Below are 23319 nucleotides of genomic sequence, written 5' to 3' on the forward strand. Positions count from 1 at the left end.
ACTGTTTCGAGGAGTGTTACGCCCAAATCGCGTGGCCCCAGTCACACCTCATGCGCGACAAACGGAACCAGGACCTATATATACGTACAATTATGCCGCCGGACCACAGGGGCCCGGCGGCACGCGGTCCGCACGCCCCGGCCGTGTCGTGCTCAGTGCTCGCGAGGCGCGGGCACCACGGGCTCCCCGTCCAGGTGGACGACGAGCAGTTGCCTCATCGCAGCCTCGGCGGCGGCGGAGTCACCCGACGCCAGAGTCTCGACGATCCGCGCATGGTGTCCGAGCGACGCCTCGGTGGGCCGGTCGCACCCCGCGACGGGTCCACCGGAGACGTGCAGAGCCGCCGACACGATGCCGGACAGGTGCTCCAGCATGCGGTTGCCCGCTGCCTGGATGAGCAGGGAGTGGAACTCCGCGTCCGCCCGGGAGAACGTGATGCCGTCCCCTTGCCCCATCGCGTGCCCCATGATGTCGATCATCTCGGCGAGGCGCTGCTGGATGTCCTCACGCCCATGGCCTGCGGCCAGCCGGGCGGCCAGCGGCTCGATCGTCCAACGGAGCTGAGCCAGCTCGCGGCGCTGGTCGTCGCGCTGAGGGCCGAAGGCCCGCCATTCGATGATGTCGGGGTCCAGGAGGTTCCAGTCACTGACCGGCCGGACCCGGGTGCCCACGTTGGGCCGGGCGCTGACCAGGCCCTTGGCTTCGAGAACGCGCAGGGACTCCCTCACAACGGTGCGGGAGACCTCGAATCGCTGACCGATCTCTTCCGGAACGAGCGGCCGATCGGCACCGAGGTCACCGGAAACGATCATCTGGCCGAGCTGCTGGACCAGTTGGCCGTGAAGACCACGGCCGCGACTGGCCGTGCCGCGGCGGCTCGCCCGCCCCAGTTCGGAATCGGAACCACCCCAGGACCGGAGGGCGGCGCGCTCGCCGGCCGGCACCTCCGTACAGGGATAGCGGTCGAATTCGCCCGAGCCGGCGAGGCCGGAGTCGGCGGAGCGGGCGGCGGTCATCATGGTGTGCGCAAGGGTACTCACGCATCCTTTGTCGGCGTGGCTCACCCAGCCCTTGAGGTCTTTGGTGAAAAGCACACGAAAGGGTGATCAGCACCCGCCTCGCAATTGACGCGTTATCGGTAGAAATCGCACACCCTCAGGAGAGTTGCACACACTCGGCCACCACGCCGTGCACCACACTCACCAACGGGCTCTCCCTCGAAGACTGGTGAACACGTACGCGCAGATCAGGGCCGACAACGACAGGGAGAGCGCCACCCCCACCGGATGCGCCACGATCCGCACCGCCGCCATGGCCCAGCGGTCGGTCTCGTACGGCCATTGCAGCCAGGCGAGTTCACGCAGCCGGCCCGGGAGCCCGGTGATCGAACGGACGGACGGCCCCGCGAGCAGCTTCTGCACCAGCGGAACGACCAGCACGGGGACGGCGAGCACGGCGGCGACCCCGGCGCCCGTCACACGGAAGACGCCGGCGGCCAGCAGCCCTGCCCAGGCGCACCCCACCGACAGCCCCGCCCAACTGGCTCCGAGCCGAGCGGCATTGGCCGGTACGTGAACCAAGTCGCCTCCGTAAACGAGGCGCAGGGCCTCGGCATCCGCCAGCACGGACAGCAGGGCCAGCAACAGCGCGACGGCGGCGGACACCATCATCTTGGCCAGCAGGAGCCCGAGGCGCCGCGGGACCGTCCCGCGCCCCGCCGCGAGCGCCGGGTAGCGGAACTCGTCGCCGAAGGAGAGGGCGCCGAGCAGGCCGGCACCGAAGGCCGCGGGAGGGAGCGGCAGCAGATCCGGCCAGGCGACCAGCAGATCGGGCAGGGGTGTACGGCCCGAACGCGCCAGGAGCACGGACAGGCCCGCCGACGCCACCAGAACGGCCACCATGATCATGGCGGTCGTCCTGACGCCGAAGAGGCGGCGCAGTTCATAGCGCACGGGTCGGAGCGGACCACGGGCAGGACGGACGGGAATCGGCGGGGGCAGCTCCGAGACCGCCACCGAAGACGCCTGCCCCGGCACGGTCCTTCTCGCCGGGCCGGCACCGGGATCCGCGACCGGACCCGCATCACCGGTCTCGTCGGCGAGTTGATGCACGGGCACGCCGTGCCGGTACGCCGTGTCACCGATCTCCGCACAGCTGCTGCCGTACACCGACAGCCGGCTGCCGTCCTCGGCGACGACTTCGACGGAGCGCCGGGCCGCGCGCGCCTCACGGCTGACCACGGCGGCCAGCCGGGCAGCGTGGGGTGTCCGCACCGCGACCCTGGGCCGCAGGCGGGTGCGGGAGAAATCTGCGACGTCCTGGTCGGCGACGAGACGGCCGTCGCCGATGGTGACCACACGGTCGGCCGCGCGGGCGGCCTCCTTGGGGTCGCTGGTGGTGTGCAGGACGGTGCCGCCTTCTGCGGCGTGCGCGCGGAGCAGGCCGTGCAGCCAGCTCTTCTCCCTCGGGGAGAGGCCCTTGGCCGGCTCGTCGAGAACAAGCGTGTGCGGATCTCCGAGCAGCGCCGACGCGAGGCCGAGTCGACGGTCCATGCCTGCCGAGAGGGTCCCGATCCGCTGGTCACCCAGCCCGGCCAGACCGACGACGTCGAGCAGTTCGTCGGCTCGTGACACGGGAACCCCCGCAGCGGCGCAGAGCATCCGGAGCTGGCCGCGGGCGGTGCGTGCGGGATGACCCGGTACGTCACCGAGCAGCACACCCACTTCGCGGGCCGGGTGGCCGATACGGTGCAGGGGCCGGCCGCGGAAGTAGGTGACGCCCCGCCCCGATTCGAGTTCGAGCATCAGACGGAGGGCGGTGGTCTTGCCTGAGCCCGGGGCGCCGAGCAGTACGGTGACGCGGCCGGAAGGGGCCTCGAAGGTCAGGTCGTCCACGACGGGGGAGAGGTCGCGGCGGGGAGTGCTGGTGAGTCCGATGGCCTGGAGCATCGCTTCTCTCGCGGAGGGTGAGACCGCTCGGCGGCAGGGTGGCGTACCCCAGCAAGATAACGCGACATTTCAGACTTTTGGTGCAGCATTGTTCCGATGGGCGTTCCGCACGTCCAAAACGCCTGGGCGTGCGGAGCGCCGGGCCTGGTCGAACTTCCGCCCGCCCCGGGCGGCTACGGGCTTCCCGCTCCGCACTCCGGGACCAGACCGGCGGCCTCGAACCTCGGGCTCAGACCTCCGGTCTCAGCATCGGAGGATTGAGCACGGTGGCCGCGCCGGCCCTGAACAACTGCGCGGGGCGACCCCCCTGCCGTGTGGTCGTGCCGCCGGACGGAACGAGGAAGCCGGGCGTGCCCGTCACCTTGCGGTGGAAGTTCCGTGGGTCCAGAACCACACCCCACACCGCTTCGTACACCCGGCGCAGCTCTCCGACCGTAAACTCGGGCGGGCAGAACGCCGTGGCCAGCGAGGAGTATTCGATCTTGGACCGGGCCCGCTCCACCCCGTCACCGAGAATCCGGGCGTGATCGAAGGCCAGCGGCGCGGACTGATCGCCGTCACGGCCGAAGCCGCCGTCGGGGCCGAGGAGATCCTCGACGGGGGCCCAGCGCGCGCTGTTGGCGTCACCACCCGCACGGGGCGCGGGAAGATCGGGAGCCAGCGCCAGGTGCGCGACGCTGACGACCCTCATCCGCGGGTCGCGCCCCGGGTCCCCGTAGGTGGCCAACTGCTCGAGGTGGGCGCCGTTCCCGACGGCGGGGGTGGCCGGATCCTGCGCGCAGAGTCCGGTCTCCTCGACGAGCTCACGCGCTGCCGCGGCACCGAGATCCTCATCTGTTCTGACGAATCCGCCGGGCAGGGCCCACCGGCCCAGGAACGGCGGCTCGCCGCGGCGCACCACCAGTGCGCAGAGCGCGTGACGGCGCACTGTGAGCACCACCAGGTCGACGGTGACTGCGAAGGGCGGGAAGGTCGACGGGTCGTAGGGCGGCATGCAGAAATCATAGTCGTCTGCCTGACGATAAACACCTCCTTCGCCATGTTGGCCCGCCTCCCCAACGATGTTGGTCCGCCTGCCCGCACGTCGCCCGTCCGCCTTCCTCCGGCCCGATGCCGCACTCCGCCGCGACCGCCCCCGTGCGGCCCGGTGGAACGCGGTCGGTCAACGGCCGCTCCTGGCGCCGCGCCGCCCCCGCCCCTGCGCCTGCCCCTGACGCCGCGGGGCGCGGGCACGACGCCGGGCCACGGCCGAGCCGGGGCGTCCGGTGCCGGGCGTCGTCCTGGTCGCCCTCCTCCGCTTCGCAGCCGGTGTGCGCGTGGACCTCGTCCCCGGCCGTCGCACGCCGTGTCCGTTCCGTCTGCCGTCGCCGCCGCTTTCGCGCTCGCCGTCGCTGCCGTGCCGGGCACGCACGCCGCGCTCGCCGCGGAGGCAGCGTCGCAAGGTTTCCGGGTCCAGGCCTTCGTTGCACGCCTGGTGCAGCAGCTGGGCGAACGTGTAGTCGGGATCGGCCCGCAGAGCGAGCCCCAGCGCGACCCTGGCGCCCGGCTCGTCACCGGTGGACCAGGAGACCCAGCCGGCCAGGGTCAGCGGCGCGGCGGAGTGCTCCACGTACGGGCCGACGCAGCGGCGGGCGAGCGCCCGCCACAGCCGCAGAGCCGTCTCCGCCTCACGGCCCTCCATCCACTCCGCGGCCCGGTCCCTGGTCTCGCGGTCCTGCAGCCCGAGGATCACAGCCGCGGCCTCGTCCGTACCGATCAGGCGGTCGTCGTCCGCGTCGGCGGACACGGACGCAGGCGCCCGCCCAAGGCGTTCCATGAGCTCACGGGCAAGCGTCAGGGTCTCCCCCGCGACCTCGCCCCGTCCGTCGGCGTCGAGGATCCTGGACACCAGGACGGCCCCCGCGGAGTCCAGCGCCCTTTCCTGTTCCGCGCCCGCGGAGGCGCCCCACGGCGTGAGCCGCGCCTCCATGTCCCGCAAGGATCCGCGCACCTGAATACCGGCGTACGCGGCTGCCGCCGCCATCACCGTCGTCCCCGGGAGTGCCAGCGGATTGCCCTCGGCCGGGCAGCAGCGCTCGTCGGGGCAGCAGTAGGACCAGTAGCGGCCGTCCGAGATGCAGAGCGCTTCGAGCACGGGAACGTCGAGCGCCCCGCAGGCCGTGCGCAGCCGCTGTGCCAAGGGCCTCAGCCGCTCCATGGTCTGATGGCCGCTCTCTCCCTCGGCGGGGTCCTGGCAGAGGAAGACGACGATCGCGTCCGGGCGTGACTCACGCCTTTCACTGCCCGAGATCAGGCACTGCGCCAGCTGGTCCGCCACCGGTGCCCACTCCGTCGGCGATGGAGGAATACCCAGGCGGAGCCGGCCGCCGAAGCGTCCCCGCCCGCCGTGGAGGGCCACCATGACCACGCTGTCGTTCGGATGGAATCCCATCAGGTACGGAAGGGCGTCGGCCAGCTCGGCGGGACCGCGCAGGGTGATCTGCTGCTCGTCGGCCGGTTCGGTGGATTCGTGGTGCTTGTTCATGGCATGACCGTCCCGCGGTCCGCCGTTTTCCGCGACCCCTGTGGATAAAGTTGTCCACAGGGGCGGGCGGTCGTTCGCGGTTTGCCGCGGGCATCGGGTTGCATGGGGGCATGACCAACCCAGACCGCGCAGAGCTCAGGGCCTCGGCCGATTCCGTACTCGCCCGCCTCGTCGGGGACGCCACCGGCGCTGCCCGGCTGCGTGAGGACCAGTGGCGGGCCATCGAGGCGCTCGTCGCCGACAAGCGCAGGGCCCTGGTCGTGCAGCGGACGGGATGGGGCAAGTCCGCGGTGTATTTCGTGGCGACCTCTCTGCTGCGGGCGCAGGGCAGCGGCCCGACCGTGATCGTCTCGCCCCTGCTGGCGCTGATGCGCAACCAGGTGACCGCCGCCGCCAGGGCCGGCATCAGCGCCCGCACCATCAACTCCTCGAACACCGAGGAATGGGACACCGTACGGGCGGAGGTGGCGGCGGGGGAGGTGGATGTGCTGCTGGTCAGCCCCGAGCGCCTCAACAACCCCGACTTCCGCGACCAGGTGCTGCCGGAGCTCGCCGCCGCGACCGGTCTGCTGGTGGTCGACGAGGCACACTGCATCTCCGACTGGGGGCACGACTTCCGGCCGGACTACCGACGGCTGCGGACCATGCTCGCGGATCTCCCCCCGGGCGTCCCGGTGCTCGCCACCACGGCGACAGCCAATGCGCGCGTGACCGCGGACGTCGCGGAACAGCTCGGCACGGGCGCGGGCACCGACGCGCTGGTCCTGCGTGGCCCGCTGGACCGGGAGAGCCTGAGTCTCGGTGTGCTCCAACTGCCCAATGCCGCGCACCGCCTGGCCTGGCTGGGCGATCACCTCGGCGAGCTCCCGGGCTCCGGGATCATCTACACGCTCACGGTCGCGGCCGCCGAGGAGGTCACGTCGTACCTGCGCAGGTGCGGGCACACGGTGACCTCGTACACCGGCCGGACGGAGAACGCCGACCGGCAGCAGGCCGAGGACGATCTGCTGGCCAACAAGGTCAAGGCCCTGGTGGCCACGTCGGCGCTGGGCATGGGTTTCGACAAGCCCGACCTCGGGTTCGTCGTGCACCTCGGATCGCCGTCCTCCCCCATCGCGTACTACCAGCAGGTCGGACGTGCGGGACGTGGGGTCGAGCACGCCGAGGTCCTGCTGCTGCCCGGCAAGGAGGACGAGGCCATCTGGCAGTATTTCGCCTCGGTCGCCTTCCCTCCCGAGGAGCAGGTGCGGCGCACCCTGGATGTACTCGCCCAGGCGGGCCGCCCCCTCTCGCTGCCCGCGATGGAGCCCTTGGTCGATCTGCGGCGCACCCGCCTGGAGACGATGCTCAAGGTTCTGGACGTCGACGGTGCGGTGAAGCGGGTGAAGGGCGGCTGGATCTCCACGGGCGAGCCCTGGGTCTACGACGCCGAGCGCTACGCCTGGGTCGCCCGGCAGCGGGCCGCCGAGCAGCAGGCCATGCGGGACTACGCCTCGGGTACCGGCTGCCGCATGGAGTTCCTCCGGCGCCAGTTGGACGACGAGGAGGCCACGGCGTGCGGACGCTGTGACAACTGTGCGGGAGCACGGTTCGACGACAAGGTCTCCACCGACACCCTGGACGAGGCGCGGGGCGAACTCGGCCGTCCCGGGGTGGAGGTGGAGCCCCGCAAGATGTGGCCCACCGGGCTGGCGGCGGTGGGAGTGGATCTCAAGGGCCGCATCCCGGCGGGCGAGCTGGCGTTCCCCGGCCGGGCGCTCGGCAGGCTCTCCGACATCGGCTGGGGCAACAGGCTCCGCCCGATGCTCGCGGCCGAGGCGCCGGACGCCTCCGTTCCCGACGACGTGGCGAAGGCGGTGGTCACGGTCATCACCGACTGGGCGAAGGGACCGGGCGGTTGGGCCTCCGGTGCTCCGGACGCGGCGCCCCGGCCCGTCGGTGTCGTGACGGTGGCCTCGCGTCGCAGGCCACAGCTGGTCCACTCACTGGGCAGCGGTATCGCCGAGGTGGGCCGGATGCCCCTGCTGGGAACCGTCTCCTACGCACCGGGGACCGAGGATCTCCGCTTCTCACAGACCAACAGCGCCCAGCGGGTGCGGGCCCTGCACGAGGCCCTGGTCGTGGAGTCCTCACTGGCCGAGGCGCTCACGACGGCGGGAGGCCCCGTCCTGCTCGTGGACGATCTCTCCGACACCGGCTGGACGCTCGCCGTCGCGGCCCGGCTCCTGCGCCGGGCAGGCGCCGAAGGGGTGTTTCCGCTGGTCCTCGCCGTTCAGGCATGACGATGGCTTCGTCCCGGCACCGAACGGGCAGGGATATCTGTGTCATTCCGCCCGATATCCGTCAGCCGCACCAATTGCTCGTTGCCGCCTGCCGATACGACAGGAAGAATTGGACTCGCTCCCCGCACCGTCCCTTCGCGGGCCAGGAAGGGCTGTGCCGCGGCGCGCCCTCACTCGACCCTGCCCGCACCGTGGGCGCGTAGCGAAGGGAGGACCATGACCTTCGGATTCGCTCCGTCCGCAGCCACTTCACTGTCGGCGTCCCCGGTGTCCGCGGGCTCCGTCAACAGCCTTGCCCGGATGCTCGAACCGGCCGAGTGGGCGGCGGCCGGCATACCCCTGCTGCGCAACCCGCGTGAGGTCGTCAGCGGCCTCCACGCGCGGCACAGACCGACCCCGGCCACCGCCGTCGTCGCCGTCCTCGACCATGAGGAACGGCTCACGGCCAGCGCCTCGTTCGCCCGGCGCACCACCATGGCCGCCGACGGCTGGGAGTTCCGCAACTCCTTGCTGGCCCATCTGCGCCGGGTCGTGCCGCACGACCTGCGCCGCCGCACCCCCGTGCGCACGGCGGTCCTGCTCTACTGCCGCGAGGGGGACGAGCGGTGGACCGAGGAGGACGGGGCGTGGATGTGGGGGCTGCGGGATGCCTGCACGCTCCACGGTCTGCGCTGCGGGGCGTACATCACCCTGACTCGGGGAGGCTGGCAGGTCCTCGGCGAGGGCAGGGGCGGCCGCCGGCCCAGTTCCCTGTCCCAGCCGTCCGCCCTGGCCGATGCCTTCGCCGATGACGATCCGGCTCCGCTGCGCACCGGTGGCGGGGCCTCGGAGGCGCTGCGGAGGACCGCCGCCCGCTGAAGACGGGACGTGGGTCCCGGTCGCCCTCACGGACGGCCGGGACCCACGGGAGTACGGCTCAGACGCCGGCGCCGAGCACGGAGTTGATGGTCTGCGGGTCTCCGCAGGCGATCAGCAGCGCACCGGCGCGCTCACGCGCGACGGACAGCGCGCGGGCGGTGCTGTCATCGATGCCGCCGTTCACGGCGACGACGACCACCGGACGGGACGCGCAGCGGTCGATCTTCGACGCGTGCGCGAAGAAGACATCGTCGCCGGCGTCGTGCTGGGCCCAGTACACGGCCTCCCCGAAGGAGAGTTCGTGCGCGGCCCAGGGGTGCTGCTCGCCCGTGGCCAGGACCAGGATGTCACCCGGTGCACGGCCCGAGTCGAGCAGCAGGTCGACGGCCTCGTCGGCTGCGTCGAGCGCACCGTCCACCGGGGTCGGGATCAGCTGGAGCTGCGCCGCGGAACGATTCTCCTGCTGTGTGCGCCCGGCAGGGCGCACCGCGGCGGGAGGGGCGGGTGTGGGACGCGGCGCGGGCCGCGCGGGGCCGGGGCCCGGATGTCCGGGACGCGGCGTGGCCGCGGAACGCGGACCAGGTACGGGGCGGGGGGTCGGCGCGGTGCGGCCGGCGGCCGGAGTGACGCGGGGACCCTGGGCGCTCTCGGGAATCTGAGGCTCCTCGGGGATAAGAGGCATGAGTGGTTGGTTGTCCATCGGAACTCGCCGGCGCTGCGCGCCGGGTGGGTACGCCTGTGCGATCAGAAGTCGAAGCCGAGCTGGCCCCCGCTTTCCGCTGCCGCCGCCTCGGCGGACGATCGGACCTTCTTCAGATGCTGCCACCGCGGCAGCGCGTCGAGATAAGCCCAGCTGAGGCGATGGTGAGGTGTGGGTCCCCACTCCTCCAGCGCGGCCCGGTGTACCGGGGACGGATATCCCGCGTTCGCGCCGAAGGCGAAGTCTGCGTACTGCCCCGAATCCGCGCCCAGTTCGGCCATCATCGTGTCCCGGCGGACCTTCGCGATCACCGAGGCCGCGGCGACGGCGATACAGGACTGGTCACCCTTGATCACGGTGCGGACGTTCCAGGGCGAACCCAGGTAGTCGTGCTTGCCGTCGAGGATCACGGCGTCCGGCCGTACGGGCAGGGCATCGAGGGCCCTGACCGCGGCGAGCCGGAGTGCGGCTGTCATGCCGAGGCCGTCGATCTCCAGCGGTGAGGCGTGCCCCAGCCCGTAGGCCGTGACCCAGTCCTCGAGCAGTGGTGCGAGTTCCGCACGGCGCTTGGGACTGATCAGCTTGGAGTCGGTGAGGCCCTCGGGGGGTCTGCGGAGGCCGGTGACGGCCGCACACACGGTGACGGGGCCGGCCCACGCTCCGCGTCCGACCTCATCGACACCGGCGACGGTCCTGGCACCGGAGGTAGCGCGCAGTGAGCGCTCGACGGTGTGCGTGGGTGGTTCGTACGGCATGGCGCCTGCCAGGGTACGCCGATGGTCACGCCAAGAACACCCCGGGGCACCGGTCGACAGGACTCTGTCCGCGTCCGGCCGTGCGCGGAACGCGGCCGGCCCGGTGCGCCGCGGCGTCCGTCGGGGGCTCACACACGAAGGCACGGGCCGCACGGACGGGAGGCGCGGGTCTCACGTACGGCAGGGCGACACCACCACCTGGTCGGTCACCGGCGTGCCGCCACCTCCGACCATTCGCTTCCGCACGCCTCTTCGCGTTACGTCATCATCGCAAACACGGCGTCGAGCACCATTCCACTCCTGGCGTCCCACCGGTACCCGGCCGGTGCGACACCGTGGCCGAGGACCTCCCGGAAGGCCGCAGTGGGGTTTCGATCATGCCACGGAGGCCCAAGGCCTACGCTCGGCCGGTCGCACTCGCGAAGGAGCGGTCGCCGAACAGACCCGGGCCTCGCGCGTGGAACGGTCCGGACACCACTGCGGGCCGCCCTCCGGGAGACGGCCCGCACGGTGCTGCCCGGACATCAGCGACGTATCCGGAATCAGTACGGGTCGTAGGAGTCCTCCTCGTACCCCTCCCGCTCGCTGTCGTACCTGCCGAAGCCGTAGCACGCGCTCCCGTGGTCCTCGGCGGCATGTTCCCTCAGGATGTCCCGGGCCCTGGCTTCGCCCCAGCTGGAGGCGTACCACGGGGCGTCCGAGGCCTCCAGGTCGCGCTGGATCCTCTCCAGCGCACAGGACCGCAGCGGCTCCGGCAGGGTGTTCAACGCCGGTACGGCATCGGCCGAGAGATCGCGAAGGTACAGGATGTCGATCGTCCTGTCGGAGCGGTACCGCTGGACGCTCTGCTCCGCGATCAGCCCGTCGGGCGAGATCAGCCCGAAGACGAGGACACCGGTGGCGGCACTCACAGCGATGGCGCGCGGCAGCAGCTTCGCGCCGAAGACGCCCGCCGCGAGGATGAGGACCAGCACGACCCCGAGCCAGAGCTCCACGGCGGTGACGGAGATCCGCAGCCTGGTCAGGCCGAAGGCGTCCACGTACAGGTCCATGCGGCGCAGCGCGGAGGCCACGACTACGAGCGTGAGAACGCACAGGACACCGAGCACGCTCCGGACCAGAGTGCGGTCGCGCGCTCCGCCGCGCGGGGCCCAGCGCAGTGCGAGTGCGATGACGAGCAGGGTCAGGACCGTGGCCCAGAGCAGCTGCCAGAAACCCTGGCGCGCGTACGCGGCCGGGGTGAGCCCGGTCTCCTCCAGCACCTTGTCGTAGCCGCCCAGCAGGACGGCCAGCTGGAGTGCGATGAACGCCGCGAAGAGCAGGTTGAGCCCGATCAGTGGCAGTGCCCACTCCGCCCGGCCCCGCGCCGGTCCCGGGCGGACGGTGATGCCGTCCCAGCGCACCGGCGCGGCAGCGCTGTACGCGGCGGCGAGGGCACCGGCGAGGCCGAGCACGAAGAGGAGCACCCGCCACGGGCTGTCACCGACCGACGCATCGGGGGTGAGGCTGCCCAGGAGGTCGGCGAAGGCGGCGTCGGCACTGGCGAAGAGCGCACCGAACACGACGAGCAGCACGAGGGCGACCGCGGAGCTGCGCACCGCGGTCCGCACACGGCCCTGGGAATCGTCCGCACGGTCGCGCACACCACGCCAGCCCCAGCGGAGGCCGGCCGCGACCGACGGGAACAGCCCCAGCGATCCGAGCAGCACCCCCGGCCAGCTCCGGCTGCCGTGCAGGGCGAGCGAGCCGAGGGCCGCGGCGGACACCACGGCGAGGAAGGTCGGCCATCCCGCGTCCCGGAGCGCCGGTACGGTCAGGAGTGCCAGGCCGCCGACCGCCCAGACCGCGGTCCAGGGCCGGAGTCCGCGGCCTGCTGTCCGTGCGGCGAAGAACGCCGCGAGGGCCGCGGGCACCGCGACGATCAGCAGGTTCAGGCCCAGGCCGTCGCCGAGCAGCAGAGCGCTGAGCACTCCGGTGGCGAGGACGGACCAGAGCGTCGCGGCTCCGATCGCGGGCGGCTCGGAGGGCCTCAGCCGGGACAGCGTGCCGGGCTGGTACCCCTGTGCACGGCGCTGCCATGGATCGGACGGGGGCGGCGGTGCCTTGAGGTACGCGGGCACCACCGGCACGTACGGCCCGGAATTCTGTGGTGGGACCGACGACGCCGCCCCGACGGACTCCTGCGGTGCCGTCCCCTCCCGGCCGGGCACCCCGGAGGCTGCACGGCTCCGGGCCCCGGGCACGGCGCCGGGTGCGGACTTCACGGCGTCCTCGGACGACGCCGACGTCTCCGGCCGGCTGTTCGGCCCGGACGGTTGATCGGACATGGGACCCCTCCCCCACCGGGTCCGTCGCGCGGCCGCATCGCGGCGCGGTGGCCCGGACTCTCTCAGGCGCACGCCCTTCAAGATCAATGAGGGCTGTGTGGCCGAAAGGGTAGCCCTGCTCGGACCTGTCGACCGCCCTGGGGGCGCGCTGTGGCAGGACCGTGACAGTGGGCGGGGCACGACGGGCGGGACCGTTCCCGGCGAACAGTGCGGCGCCGGGCCCGGAACGACTCGGAGCCCTTCGGCGGACGCAGACCGGCGGAGGGTCAGCCGGGCGACCGCGGGAGCCAGTCCGGCGGTTCTTCCGTCCGGGCCAGCCAGTCGGCCGGCGGAGCACCGGCCGCGCCCGCGGCGACCACTCCGCCGACGATGGCGCACGTGGTGTCCACGTCACCGCCGGCCTGAGCCGTCACCCAGAAGGCCCGCTCGAAGTCGCCGAGGCTTCGCGCGGCCGACCAGAGAGCGAAGGGAACGGTGTCGTGCGCGCTGGTGCGGCGCCCGTTGCCGAGCACCGCGGCGACCGTCCCCGCGTCCCGATAGTCCAGCATGTCGCGCGCCCTGCGCAGCCCGGCACCGACGGCGCTGCGCGGCACGAGCGCGACGACACCGTCCAGCAGTGCCTCCGGCGTGGGCGGCCCGTCCGGCGCGGCCACGAGCGAGGAGGCGGCCGCTACGGCCATGGCCCCGACCACGGCCTCACGGTGCTGATGCGTGGTGTACGAAGAGATCTCCGCCTGATGCGTGGCCTGCTCCGGGTCATCCGCGTACCAGGCGCCCAGCGGTGCGATACGCATGGCCGAACCGTTCCCCCAGGAACCCTGTCCCTGGAAGAGCGCGGACGCCAGCTCCCGCCAGTCGCCGCCCTCCCTGACCAGCCGGAGCATGCGGTTCACCGCGGGCCCGTAGCCCCGGTCGAAATCGTGGTGCCGGGCGAAGGACAGGGCGAGCGCGTCCTGGTCGATGCGCCCGTGGGCGGCCAGCACGGCGACCACGGAGCAGGCCATCTCGGTGTCGTCGGTCCACTGCCAGTCGCCGGGCGGCAGAGCCCTGCTCTTGAGCAGGGGATAATGGGCCGGGACGAAGAACTGGGAGCCGAGGGCATCTCCCACGGACAGTCCACGCAGGCTGGCCATGGCACGTTCGAAGCGTCGGTCGGAAGCGGAGTCAACGGTCATCGCCCTGCCACTCTATCCGGTGATCCCGTACGGCTCAGGGGTGCGCCACCGCTCGAAGGGCCGGTCGAGCGTATAGCGGCCGTTCTCACCGAGCAGCAGCGTTCTGGTCTCGCCGTTCCCAGGATTGGACAGCGATTCGAACTCCGCCACCGACCAGTGGAACCAGCGCATGCAGAAGAGCCGCATGGTCAGTCCATGGGTGACCAGCAGGACGTTCTCCGGATGATCGGGGTCCTCGAAGCTGCGGTGGAGGCTCTCCAGGAACGCTCCGACACGGTCGTACACGTCGGCACCGGACTCTCCCTGCGCGAAGCGGTAGAAGAAGTGTCCGTACGCGTCCCGGTAGGCCTTCTGCAGCCGGACGTCTTCCCGGTCCTGCCAGTTGCCCCAGTCCTGCTCGCGCAGCCGGGGCTCCTCCCTGACCCGTACGTGCTCCAGGTCGAGACCGAACGATCTGAACGTCTCGTGCGTGCGGCGGTAGGGCGAGACGTAGACGCTGACCCGCTCGGCCCCGAACTGTTCGCGCAGCCCGGCGCCCGTCTCCCGCGCCTGACGCAGACCGGTCGCGGTCAGCCTCAGCGCGTGGTCGGGTTCCCGTTCGTAGACCGTGTCGTCGGCATTGCCCTCGGACTCACCGTGCCGGACGAGAACGATGCGGTGCGGTCGTGCCATGTATCGAGCCTAGATGCCGACCGGGGCGATCGAGCAGTCGTGCGAGCCCCCTCCGCCACATGTGACCAAGGAAACGACCGACGCGACCGTGAAACCCACCGAAACGCCACAGGTCAGACCGTCCAGGACGGTTCCAGCTGCACCACGTCCCCCGTCAGGGCCTCGACGTCCCTCTCGGTCTCCGCCCGAGCCGAGAGCCGGGCGATGCTCTCGGGCCGGTACTTGCCCCGCTCGGCGCTCGACTGCCACATCGACAGCACCAGGAACTCGCGCCCCGGTGCCTCCCCGAAAACTCCGCGCAGCATGCCAGGAGAACCGGCCATCGCCGGGTTCCACACCCGCTCCTGCATGAGGGCGAAGTGGTCGACGCGGTCCTCCCGCACCTGGCTGTGCGCCACCCTGACCACGTCCGCGTCGGTGAAGTGCGGCTCGAAGCCGGTCTTCACATCGAACCGGTACTCGAAAAGCTTGACCTGCATGTCCCTGTACATGCCGGACTGCCCGGCGGCCAGCCTGTCGTGTTCACGGGCCATGAACGCGTCGTAGAAGACACGGTTCTCCCAGAAGGCGAACACGTGGGCGACCTCGGGCCGCCCCCGGCTCCACCCGCCGCCCTGGCCCCTGAATCCGGGTTCGTCGAGCAGCCCCGCCCACTTTCGCTGCCCCCGCCCGAAACCGCGACGGTCCACCACGGTGCAACGAATCCACTTGACCAGCACTGCGCCATCGTACGGCGCCCGGAGTGGCACGGGTCACGCGCCTGACGGGCCGCCAGCAGGAGGGCATGGGCGCCGGACCATATCGGGCCACGCGATGGCCCGATTCCGCCTTCCGTTCCCAACGCGGTTGGATCCACCGACAGTTACGGACATGATCTGAGGTGCAAGAGTTCCGTCGGCCCATCAGCAGGAAGGGAAGTCCGATGAGCACTCCCAAAAAGGACATCGACAAGGTTGAAGTGAGGGTCAAGTGGGACCCGAGTCCGACCGGTGAGCCGGCCAACGACCTCGACATCATCGCGGCCACCTACGAGACGAGCGCGCCGTACGGCAGCCCCGCGTACCTCGTGCACTTCGACAGCAGGTCGCCCGACGGCACGATCACCCTGAACCGGGACAGCAGGACCGGTCTGGGTTTCGGTTTCGACGAGGTCATGACGATCGAGCTGAACCGGCTGTCGGACGCGTACGCCAGGGTCGTCGTCGGCGTCGCCATCCAGCAGCGCGACGGCCGCAAGACCTTCGGCCAGATAGAGCAGACGGCGGTGCAGATCCGTGAGGGCTACACCAACCTGGTGGAGGACGACTTCTCCGGAGTGCACGCGGCCACGGCGGCCGTGGTCGCCGAATTCACCCGGGACGCGACGGGATCCTGGGGATTCCACGCGGCCGTTCGCGGATTCGACGGCGATCCTGATTCCTTCGCCGCGGTGATGGGAAACCGCGTGGTCTGATATCCGACGGGCCCGCGCACCCGGGTCCCGGCGAGAACCGCGTCCGGTCCACGACGCTCGCACCCGGACGTCGACGGCCTGCCGGGAGCGATGAGCGCTGTCCCGGAGGACGGGCGGGCCCCCTACGAACTGATCGCGGACTCCGGCCCGCCGCGGACGCGGACACGCCGGACACCGGTCAGGCGGCCCAGTCCGCCAGGACCTGGCGGCGTACACCCGAGCTCCTGAGCCCCGGAACCCACGATCGTGTTCCCCGGCCCCTGGGACAAGCGGACCGGAACAGCCGCGAGGTGCCCGACGCCGTCGTCGGGGACGTCCTCGCACTCAAGGACCGGCCTGTTCCCCGTGGCCGGTGCCGATTCCGCACCCGTGAATCCGCGGCTCGCCGGAACCCGGACCTTCGGCAGCGGCGTCGTCCTGCACCACCACCGCCGCCCGCGACCGGCACGGCGAAGACGTGACAACGGGGGAGGGGCACCGGCCATGGCCGGTGCCCCTCCCCTTCAGGCTTCGGTCCGCTGTCAGCTGCAGCCGCTGGTCGAGCCGCAGCCCTCGCAGATGTAGCAGGACCCCGCGCGCTGCATCTTCGTACCGCAGGAGAAGCAGAGCGGAGCGTCCGCGCTGATGCCGAGCTGCATCTCGACCAGCTCTGCCGAGGTGTGCGCCGTCCTCGGAGCGGGCTTCTCGGCAGCGCTCTCCTTGGGCGACGCGACCGCCTTCAGCGGCTCCATCTGGAGGGGAGCGGACTGCGCCAGGCTCTCGACATCGAGCTCGTCGTCCCCGAAGGAGGGCTCGTACGAACCGGTGTCCAGGTGACGCTGGCGCTCCTCGGCGGAGTGGATGCCGAGCGCCGAACGGGTCTCGAACGGCAGGAAGTCGAGCGCCAGGCGGCGGAAGATGTAGTCGACGATCGACTGCGCCATCCGCACGTCCGGGTCGTCCGTCATACCGGCCGGCTCGAAGCGCATGTTGGTGAACTTGGAAACGTACGTCTCCAGTGGCACGCCGTACTGCAGACCCACCGAGACCGCGATCGAGAAGGCGTCCATCATGCCCGCGAGGGTCGAGCCCTGCTTGGACATCTTCAGGAAGACCTCACCCAGACCGTCGTCCGGGTAGGAATTGGCGGTCATGTAGCCCTCGGCTCCACCCACCGTGAAGGAGGTGGTGATCCCCGGACGGCCCTTGGGCAGACGCTTGCGGACCGGGCGGTACTCGACGACCTTCTCGACGGCCGTACGAATGGTGTCCTCGGCCTTGGCGGTGACCGCCTCCTTCGCCTTCTCCTTGGTCTTGGCGGAGAGGGGCTGGCCGACCTTGCAGTTGTCGCGGTAGATCGCGAGCGCCTTGACGCCCATCTTCCAGGCCTCGAAGTAGACCTCCTCGACGTCCTCGACGGTCGCCGTCTCCGGCAGGTTGACCGTCTTGGACAGGGCGCCCGAGATCCACGGCTGGATGGCCGCCATCATGCGGACGTGGCCCATCGCGGAGATGGAACGCTCGCCCATCGCGCAGTCGAAGACCTCGTAGTGCTCGGTCTTCAGACCGGGGGCGTCGATCACGTTGCCGTTGTCGGCGATGTGGGCGACGATCGCCTCGATCTGCTCCGGCTGGTAGCCGAGGCGGCGCAGCGCCTGCGGCACAGTGCCGTTGACGATCTGCATCGAGCCGCCGCCGACCAGCTTCTTGAACTTGACCAGGGCGAGGTCGGGCTCCAGGCCGGTGGTGTCGCAGGACATCGCGAGACCGATGGTGCCGGTGGGGGCGATAACCGAGGCCTGCGCGTTGCGGAAGCCGTTCTTCGCGCCGAGGCGGATCACGTCCTGCCAGGCCTCCGTGGCGGCGGCCCAGATCGGCGAGTCCAGGTCGTCCACGTGGACGGCCCTGCCGTTGGCATCGGAGTGCTGCTTCATGACGCGCTGGTGCGGCTCGGCGTTGCGGGCGTAGCCGTCGTACGCACCGACGACCGCGGCGAGCTCGGCGGAGCGCCGGTAGGAGGTACCGGTCATCAATGACGTGATGGCCCCGGCGAGCGCACGGCCGCCGTCGCTGTCGTACGCGTGGCCGGTCGCCATCAGGAGGGCGCCCAGGTTGGCGTACCCGATGCCCAGCTGGCGGTAGGCGCGGGTGTTCTCGCCGATCTTCTGGGTCGGGAAGTCCGCGAAGCAGATCGAGATGTCCATCGCGGTGATGACCAGCTCGACGACCTTGGCGAAGCGCTCGGCCTCGAAGGACTGGTGTCCCTCACCGTCGTCCTTGAGGAACTTCATCAGGTTCAGCGAGGCGAGGTTGCACGAGGTGTTGTCCAGGTGCATGTACTCGCTGCAGGGGTTCGAGCCGTTGATCCGGCCGGACTCCGGGCAGGTGTGCCACTGGTTGATCGTGTCGTCGTACTGGATGCCCGGGTCGGCACAGGCCCAGGCCGCCTCGGCCATCTTGCGGAAGAGGGACTTGGCCTCGACCTCTTCGATGACCTCACCGGTCATGCGGGCGCGCAGGCCGAACCTGCCGCCGGACTCGACGGCCTTCATGAACTCGTCGTTCACGCGGACCGAGTTGTTGGCGTTCTGGTACTGGACGGACGTGATGTCGTCGCCGCCCAGGTCCATGTCGAAGCCCGCGTCGCGCAGGGCGCGGATCTTCTCCTCCTCCTTCACCTTGGTCTCGATGAAGTTCTCGATGTCGGGGTGGTCGACGTCGAGAATGACCATCTTGGCCGCGCGGCGGGTCGCGCCACCGGACTTGATCGTTCCGGCGGACGCGTCGGCGCCCCGCATGAAGGAGACAGGGCCGGAGGCGTTACCACCGGACGAGAGCAGTTCCTTGGAGGAGCGGATACGGGAGAGGTTCAGGCCGGCGCCCGAACCGCCCTTGAAGATCATTCCCTCTTCCTTGTACCAGTCGAGGATCGACTCCATGGAGTCGTCGACGGCCAGGATGAAGCAGGCCGAGACCTGCTGCGGCTGGGGTGTGCCGACGTTGAACCAGACCGGCGAGTTGAAGCTGAAGATCTGGTGCAGGAGGGCGTACGCCAGCTCGTGCTCGAAGATCTCGGCGTCCGTGGGAGAGGCGAAGTAGTCGTAGTCCTCGCCGGCCTTCCGGTACGTCTTCACGATCCGGTCGATCAGCTGTCGCAGACCGGTCTCGCGCTGGGGCGTGCCGACCGCACCCCGGAAGTACTTGCTGGTGACGATGTTGACCGCGTTCACCGACCAGAAGTCGGGGAACTCGACGCCACGCTGCTCGAAGTTGATCGAGCCGTCGCGCCAGTTGGTCATGACGACGTCACGGCGCTCCCACGCGACCTCGTCGTACGGGTGCACGCCGGGAGAGGTGTGGATGCGCTCGATGCGCAGGCCCTGCTTGGTCGCAGTCGACTTGGTCCCCTTGGTGCGGGAACCTCGTGCCGGGCCGCTCGCCGTCTCTGTCATGCCGCCTCCCATATGTGGGCAAAAACGCCCTGAAATGCCCATATCTTCCCAGGGCACAGTCTGTGTCTGATGCTCCGGACGCCACGTACGGCGCCACGGAACAGGTCTTGTTGCCGCCCGCTTGGGGCCTTGCCGCTCCCACCGGCCGGCCGGTGATCAGTCAGCGGCGACAGCGGCAGGGGCGGGGACCTCGCCGGTCTCGCCGCTCCCGCCCTTCTCCGCGGGAGGCCGTCGCTCGCGGAGTTCCGCGATGGCGGCCTCGAAGTCTTCGAGCGAATTGAACGCCCGGTACACGGACGCGAAGCGCAGGTACGCGACGAGGTCGAGCTCCTGCAGGGGGCCCAGTATGGCGAGACCGACGTCGTGCGTGGTCAGCTCCGCGCTGCCCGTGGCCCGCACCGCCTCCTCGACCCGCTGCCCCAGCTTCGCGAGTGCGTCCTCCGTGACGGGACGCCCCTGACATGCCTTGCGGACACCCGAGATGACCTTGGTCCGGCTGAAGGGCTCGGTCACGCCGCTCCGCTTGACCACCATCAGCGAGCAGGTCTCCACCGTCGTGAAGCGACGGGAGCAGTCGGGGCACTGGCGCCGGCGCCGGATCGACGTCCCGTCGTCCGTGGTGCGACTGTCGACGACCCTGCTGTCGGGGTGCCTGCAGAAGGGGCAGTGCATGGTTTCCCAACCCTCCTTCACGGCACGACTGAATGGCCCGCCCAGGTCCGGACGAACCCTTCGAGGCAGTCACCAGCATAGGCGATGAGCTCGGCCCCGAGAGACCAGGACCACTACTTCTGGGCGGCCGTGGCGATCCAACCACTAGATCTAGGGTTTTACTCCACTCCAGCCCTAGCGCGTGTCGCGCTTCCCGGGCGGCCCGGAGGCAGCGTACGGCCCGGCACGAGAGTAAGGGAAACGCACGGTCGCCAGGCGCGCGGACCCACGGGTGACAGACTGGCGCGGGCACGTCGCGGCACCCCTCACGGCCACACACCGGCCCGTCCGCGGACACACCCCCCGCACACAGGCGGCAGGCCGGTGAAGGCTAGCGTGAACCCCGGATCCGTCACGGGATCCAGGCTCGGGTCCGGATGGCATTCGCGCTCCGATCCGGATGGCAGCCGCGGCCGGACCGGGGCCGATCCGGCCGGTGGATACGTGCTCATACACCGCGCGGCCAGCTCGTGACAGTCCTTTATTTGTTTTTCACTCGAACGTGTGTTTGGCGCAACCTTTCGAAAGCTACTACCGTTGCCTCACTAGGGAGACCATTCGAGAGGGGCCGACGTGACCACCACCGCAGACAGTGCCACCATCACTGCCCAGGACCACCGCTCCCAGAGCCGACTTGAGCCGGTGCATGCCATGAATGACTCAGTCACGAACACGGAGGGCCCGGAGCCCGCGCGACCTGCGCGCTCCTTGCCCGGCCGCCCTCCTGGAATCCGGGCTGACAGTTCAGGGCTCACGGACCGGCAGCGGCGCGTGATCGAGGTCATCCGGGATTCCGTGCAGCGCCGGGGCTATCCCCCGTCGATGCGGGAGATCGGTCAGGCCGTGGGGCTGTCCAGCACCTCGTCCGTCGCCCACCAGCTGATGGCTCTGGAGCGCAAGGGCTTCCTGCGCCGCGACCCGCACCGCCCCCGGGCGTACGAGGTCCGCGGTTCGGACCAGCCCAGCACACAGCCGACCGACACCACGGGGAAGCCGGCCGCTTCGTACGTACCGCTGGTCGGCAGGATCGCCGCAGGTGGGCCGATCCTCGCCGAGGAGTCGGTCGAGGACGTCTTCCCCCTCCCCCGCCAGTTGGTCGGTGACGGCGAGCTGTTCGTCCTGAAGGTCGTCGGCGACTCGATGATCGAAGCGGCGATCATGGACGGCGACTGGGTCACGGTCCGACGCCAGCCCGTCGCGGAGAACGGGGACATCGTGGCCGCCATGCTGGACGGCGAAGCCACGGTGAAGCGGTTCAAGCGCGAGGACGGCCATGTCTGGCTGCTCCCGCACAACTCCGCGTACCAGCCGATTCCCGGCGACGAGGCGACCATCCTGGGCAAGGTCGTGGCGGTGCTGCGACGGGTGTGACATCCGCCGGTTCGGACCGGGCCCCGGGATCCCTGCGCCGGTTCCGGGGCCCTGTCGTGTCCGCCCGCAAAATGGCCGTCCCCGTTGCGTCCGTCCGCACGGGCGGACCCGTACGCGTCCGGGCCGGTCTACCCGGCGGCCTTGGCCGCCGCGTCGATGGCAGCGAGCGAGCGCCTCGCCTGGTTCCGGTCCGTGGTGTACCAGAAGTCCGGCAGCGAGGCCCGCAGATAGCTCCCGTACCGGGCGTTGGCCAGCCGGGGGTCGAGTACGGCGACGACCCCCTTGTCCCCCGTGGCACGTACGAGTCGGCCGGCGCCCTGAGCCATGAGCAGTGCGGCATGGGTCGCCGCGACCGCCATGAAGCCGTTGCCACCCGCTTCCTCGACCGCCTTCTGGCGCGCGCTCATCAGCGGGTCATCGGGCCGCGGGAAGGGAATCCGGTCCATGACCACGAGCTGGCAGCTCGGCCCGGGGACGTCGACGCCCTGCCACAGCGACAGCGTCCCGAAAAGGCAGGTCTCGGGATCTGCGGCGAAGTTCTTGATCAGTTCCCCGAGCGTCTCCTCGCCCTGCAGCAGGATGGTTCTGTCCTGCCGGCCGCGCAGCTCCTCGGCCGCGGCCTGGGCCGCCCGCATCGAGGAGAACAGCCCCAGCGTGCGCCCCCCGGCCGCGTCCACCAGCTCGGCGAGCTCGTCCAGCATGTCGGTGCGGGATCCCTCCCGGCCGGGCGTGGCCAGGTGCCGGGCGACATACAGGATGCCCTGCTTCGGATAGTCGAACGGGGAGCCGACGTCCAGGCCCTTCCACTGCGGGACGTCGTCGCCCGCCGTGCCTTCGGGCGCGAGTCCCAGCGAAGCCCCCACCCCGTTGAAGTCCCCGCCCAGCTTGAGGGTGGCCGAGGTCAGGACCACCGAGCGGTCGGCGAAGAGCTTCTCGCGCAGCAGCCCTGAAACGGAGAGCGGGGCGACACGCACGGACGCGCCGAAGCGGTCGTGACGCTCGTACCAGACGACGTCGTACTCGGAACCCTGGGTGATGCGCTCCGCGACGCTGTGGACGGACTCGACCGATGCCATGGCCTGTTTCCGGACGGCGTCCTCGTCCTGGACGGACTTGTCCCGGGTGGAGCCCAGAGCGGAGATCACCGTACGGGCGGCGTCGCGCAGCGCCATCAGCGCATAGCCGAGGTCCTCCGGAACCTCTTCCAGACGTCCCGGAAGGGCCAGCTCCATGACCCGCTCGAACCCCTCGGAGGCGGTCTGGAGGGCGTCGGCCGCCTTCTCGTTCACCAGCTTCGCCGCACGGCGCACCGCACGGTTCACCTGGCCCGGGGTGAGCTCGCCGGTGGCCACCCCCGTGACCCGCGAGACCAGCTCGTGGGCCTCGTCGACGATCAGCACCTCGTGCTGCGGGAGCACCGGGGCGCCCTCGATCGCGTCGATGGCGAGCAGGGCGTGGTTGGTGACGACGACATCGGCGAGCTTGGCCCGCTCGCGGGCCGCCTCGGCGAAGCACTCGGCCCCGTACGCGCACTTCGTCGCACCCAGGCACTCGCGCGAGGAGACCGAGACCTGCGCCCAGGCCCGGTCCGACACACCCGGGGTGAGGTCGTCCCGGTCCCCGGTCTCCGTCTCGTCCGACCAGTCCCGCATACGCAGCAGGTCCTGGCCGAGCTTGCTCGACGGAGCCGCCGCCTCGAACTGGTCGAAGAGCCCCTCCTCCTCGTCCTGCGGGACCCCTTCGTGGAGCCGGTGCAGGCAGAGGTAGTTCGACCGGCCCTTGAGCATCGCGAACTGGGGGCGGCGGCGCAGCAGCGGGTGCAGGGCCTCGACCGTACGCGGAAGGTCCCGCTCCACCAGCTGGCGCTGGAGGGCGAGGGTAGCCGTGGCCACCACGACACGCTCCCCGTGGGCCAGCGCGGGCACCAGGTAACCGAGGGACTTGCCCGTGCCGGTACCGGCCTGGACGAGCAGGTGGGCGTTGTCGTCGACGGCCTCGGCAACGGCCTCGGCCATGGAGACCTGGCCTGGCCGTTCCGTACCGCCGACGGCGGTCACGGCGGCGTGGAGGAGCTCGGGGAGAGATGGCTTCGTCATAGCCCGACCACCCTAC

17 protein-coding genes are annotated in these 23319 nt (G+C 70.7%); 4 read left to right on the forward strand and 13 right to left on the reverse strand.

Annotation, left to right across the window (positions count from 1 at the left end):
- Positions 1-152: 152 nt before the first annotated feature.
- The 4 genes from AB0F38_RS19920 to AB0F38_RS19935 all read right to left on the reverse strand — a co-directional run bounded on the left by AB0F38_RS19920 (position 153) and on the right by AB0F38_RS19935 (position 5472).
- Positions 153-1019 (reverse strand): FadR/GntR family transcriptional regulator, encoded by an 867-nt coding sequence (locus AB0F38_RS19920; RefSeq protein ID WP_361894901.1) that lies wholly within the window; start codon positions 1017-1019, stop codon positions 153-155.
- A 180-nt stretch (positions 1020-1199) separates the two neighbouring features.
- Positions 1200-2948, reverse strand: coding sequence for an ATP-binding cassette domain-containing protein (locus AB0F38_RS19925; RefSeq protein WP_361894726.1), 1749 nt, complete (start codon positions 2946-2948; stop codon positions 1200-1202).
- 229 nt (positions 2949-3177) lie between these two features.
- A complete protein-coding gene (locus AB0F38_RS19930; RefSeq protein WP_361894729.1) occupies positions 3178-3942 on the reverse strand; it encodes an NUDIX domain-containing protein in 765 nt (254 codons plus the stop codon).
- A 168-nt stretch (positions 3943-4110) separates the two neighbouring features.
- Entirely contained in the window at positions 4111-5472 is a 1362-nt protein-coding gene (locus AB0F38_RS19935; RefSeq protein WP_361894732.1) for a DUF4192 domain-containing protein, read from the reverse strand.
- 110 nt (positions 5473-5582) lie between these two features.
- On the opposite strand from AB0F38_RS19935, the gene AB0F38_RS19940 reads away from it, so the two are divergent.
- Both AB0F38_RS19940 and AB0F38_RS19945 read left to right on the forward strand, forming a co-directional pair.
- Positions 5583-7754, forward strand: coding sequence for a RecQ family ATP-dependent DNA helicase (locus AB0F38_RS19940; protein ID WP_361894735.1), 2172 nt, complete (start codon positions 5583-5585; stop codon positions 7752-7754).
- Between the two features lie 216 nt (positions 7755-7970).
- Positions 7971-8612 (forward strand): hypothetical protein, encoded by a 642-nt coding sequence (locus AB0F38_RS19945; RefSeq protein WP_361894738.1) that lies wholly within the window; start codon positions 7971-7973, stop codon positions 8610-8612.
- 58 nt (positions 8613-8670) lie between these two features.
- Here the strand turns inward: AB0F38_RS19945 and AB0F38_RS19950 are convergent, their stop codons facing one another.
- From AB0F38_RS19950 to AB0F38_RS19975, 6 genes are all read right to left on the reverse strand, one after another.
- Complete coding sequence (locus tag AB0F38_RS19950) at positions 8671-9294, reverse strand: hypothetical protein (protein WP_361894741.1); 624 nt, start codon at positions 9292-9294, stop codon at positions 8671-8673.
- Between the two features lie 62 nt (positions 9295-9356).
- Positions 9357-10067, reverse strand: a complete 711-nt coding sequence (locus AB0F38_RS19955; RefSeq protein WP_361894744.1) for a ribonuclease HII — start codon at positions 10065-10067, stop codon at positions 9357-9359.
- Between the two features lie 542 nt (positions 10068-10609).
- Complete coding sequence (locus AB0F38_RS19960) at positions 10610-12394, reverse strand: DUF4173 domain-containing protein (protein ID WP_361894747.1); 1785 nt, start codon at positions 12392-12394, stop codon at positions 10610-10612.
- 266 nt (positions 12395-12660) lie between these two features.
- Positions 12661-13569, reverse strand: a complete 909-nt coding sequence (locus AB0F38_RS19965) for an ADP-ribosylglycohydrolase family protein (RefSeq protein ID WP_361894750.1) — start codon at positions 13567-13569, stop codon at positions 12661-12663.
- Positions 13570-13581: 12 nt separating this feature from the next.
- Entirely contained in the window at positions 13582-14241 is a 660-nt protein-coding gene (locus tag AB0F38_RS19970; RefSeq protein ID WP_361894753.1) for a histidine phosphatase family protein, read from the reverse strand.
- A gap of 113 nt (positions 14242-14354) precedes the next feature.
- Positions 14355-14960, reverse strand: coding sequence for a YdbC family protein (locus AB0F38_RS19975; RefSeq protein ID WP_361894755.1), 606 nt, complete (start codon positions 14958-14960; stop codon positions 14355-14357).
- A 203-nt stretch (positions 14961-15163) separates the two neighbouring features.
- On the opposite strand from AB0F38_RS19975, the gene AB0F38_RS19980 reads away from it, so the two are divergent.
- Positions 15164-15694 (forward strand): TerD family protein, encoded by a 531-nt coding sequence (locus tag AB0F38_RS19980; protein WP_361894758.1) that lies wholly within the window; start codon positions 15164-15166, stop codon positions 15692-15694.
- Between the two features lie 521 nt (positions 15695-16215).
- Here AB0F38_RS19980 and AB0F38_RS19985 read toward each other — a convergent pair.
- Entirely contained in the window at positions 16216-19125 is a 2910-nt protein-coding gene (locus AB0F38_RS19985) for a vitamin B12-dependent ribonucleotide reductase (RefSeq protein WP_361894760.1), read from the reverse strand.
- A gap of 156 nt (positions 19126-19281) precedes the next feature.
- A complete protein-coding gene (gene nrdR / locus AB0F38_RS19990) occupies positions 19282-19797 on the reverse strand; it encodes a transcriptional regulator NrdR (RefSeq protein ID WP_361894763.1) in 516 nt (171 codons plus the stop codon).
- Positions 19798-20409: 612 nt separating this feature from the next.
- Here nrdR and lexA point away from each other — a divergent pair.
- Complete coding sequence (gene lexA, locus AB0F38_RS19995; protein ID WP_361894766.1) at positions 20410-21207, forward strand: transcriptional repressor LexA; 798 nt, start codon at positions 20410-20412, stop codon at positions 21205-21207.
- 128 nt (positions 21208-21335) lie between these two features.
- Here the strand turns inward: lexA and AB0F38_RS20000 are convergent, their stop codons facing one another.
- Entirely contained in the window at positions 21336-23303 is a 1968-nt protein-coding gene (locus tag AB0F38_RS20000) for an ATP-dependent DNA helicase (protein ID WP_361894769.1), read from the reverse strand.
- Positions 23304-23319 lie beyond the last annotated feature (16 nt).

This window comes from Streptomyces sp. NPDC025273 (assembly GCF_040638585.1).
GTDB classification, from domain to species: Bacteria; Actinomycetota; Actinomycetes; order Streptomycetales; family Streptomycetaceae; genus Streptomyces; species Streptomyces cinereorectus.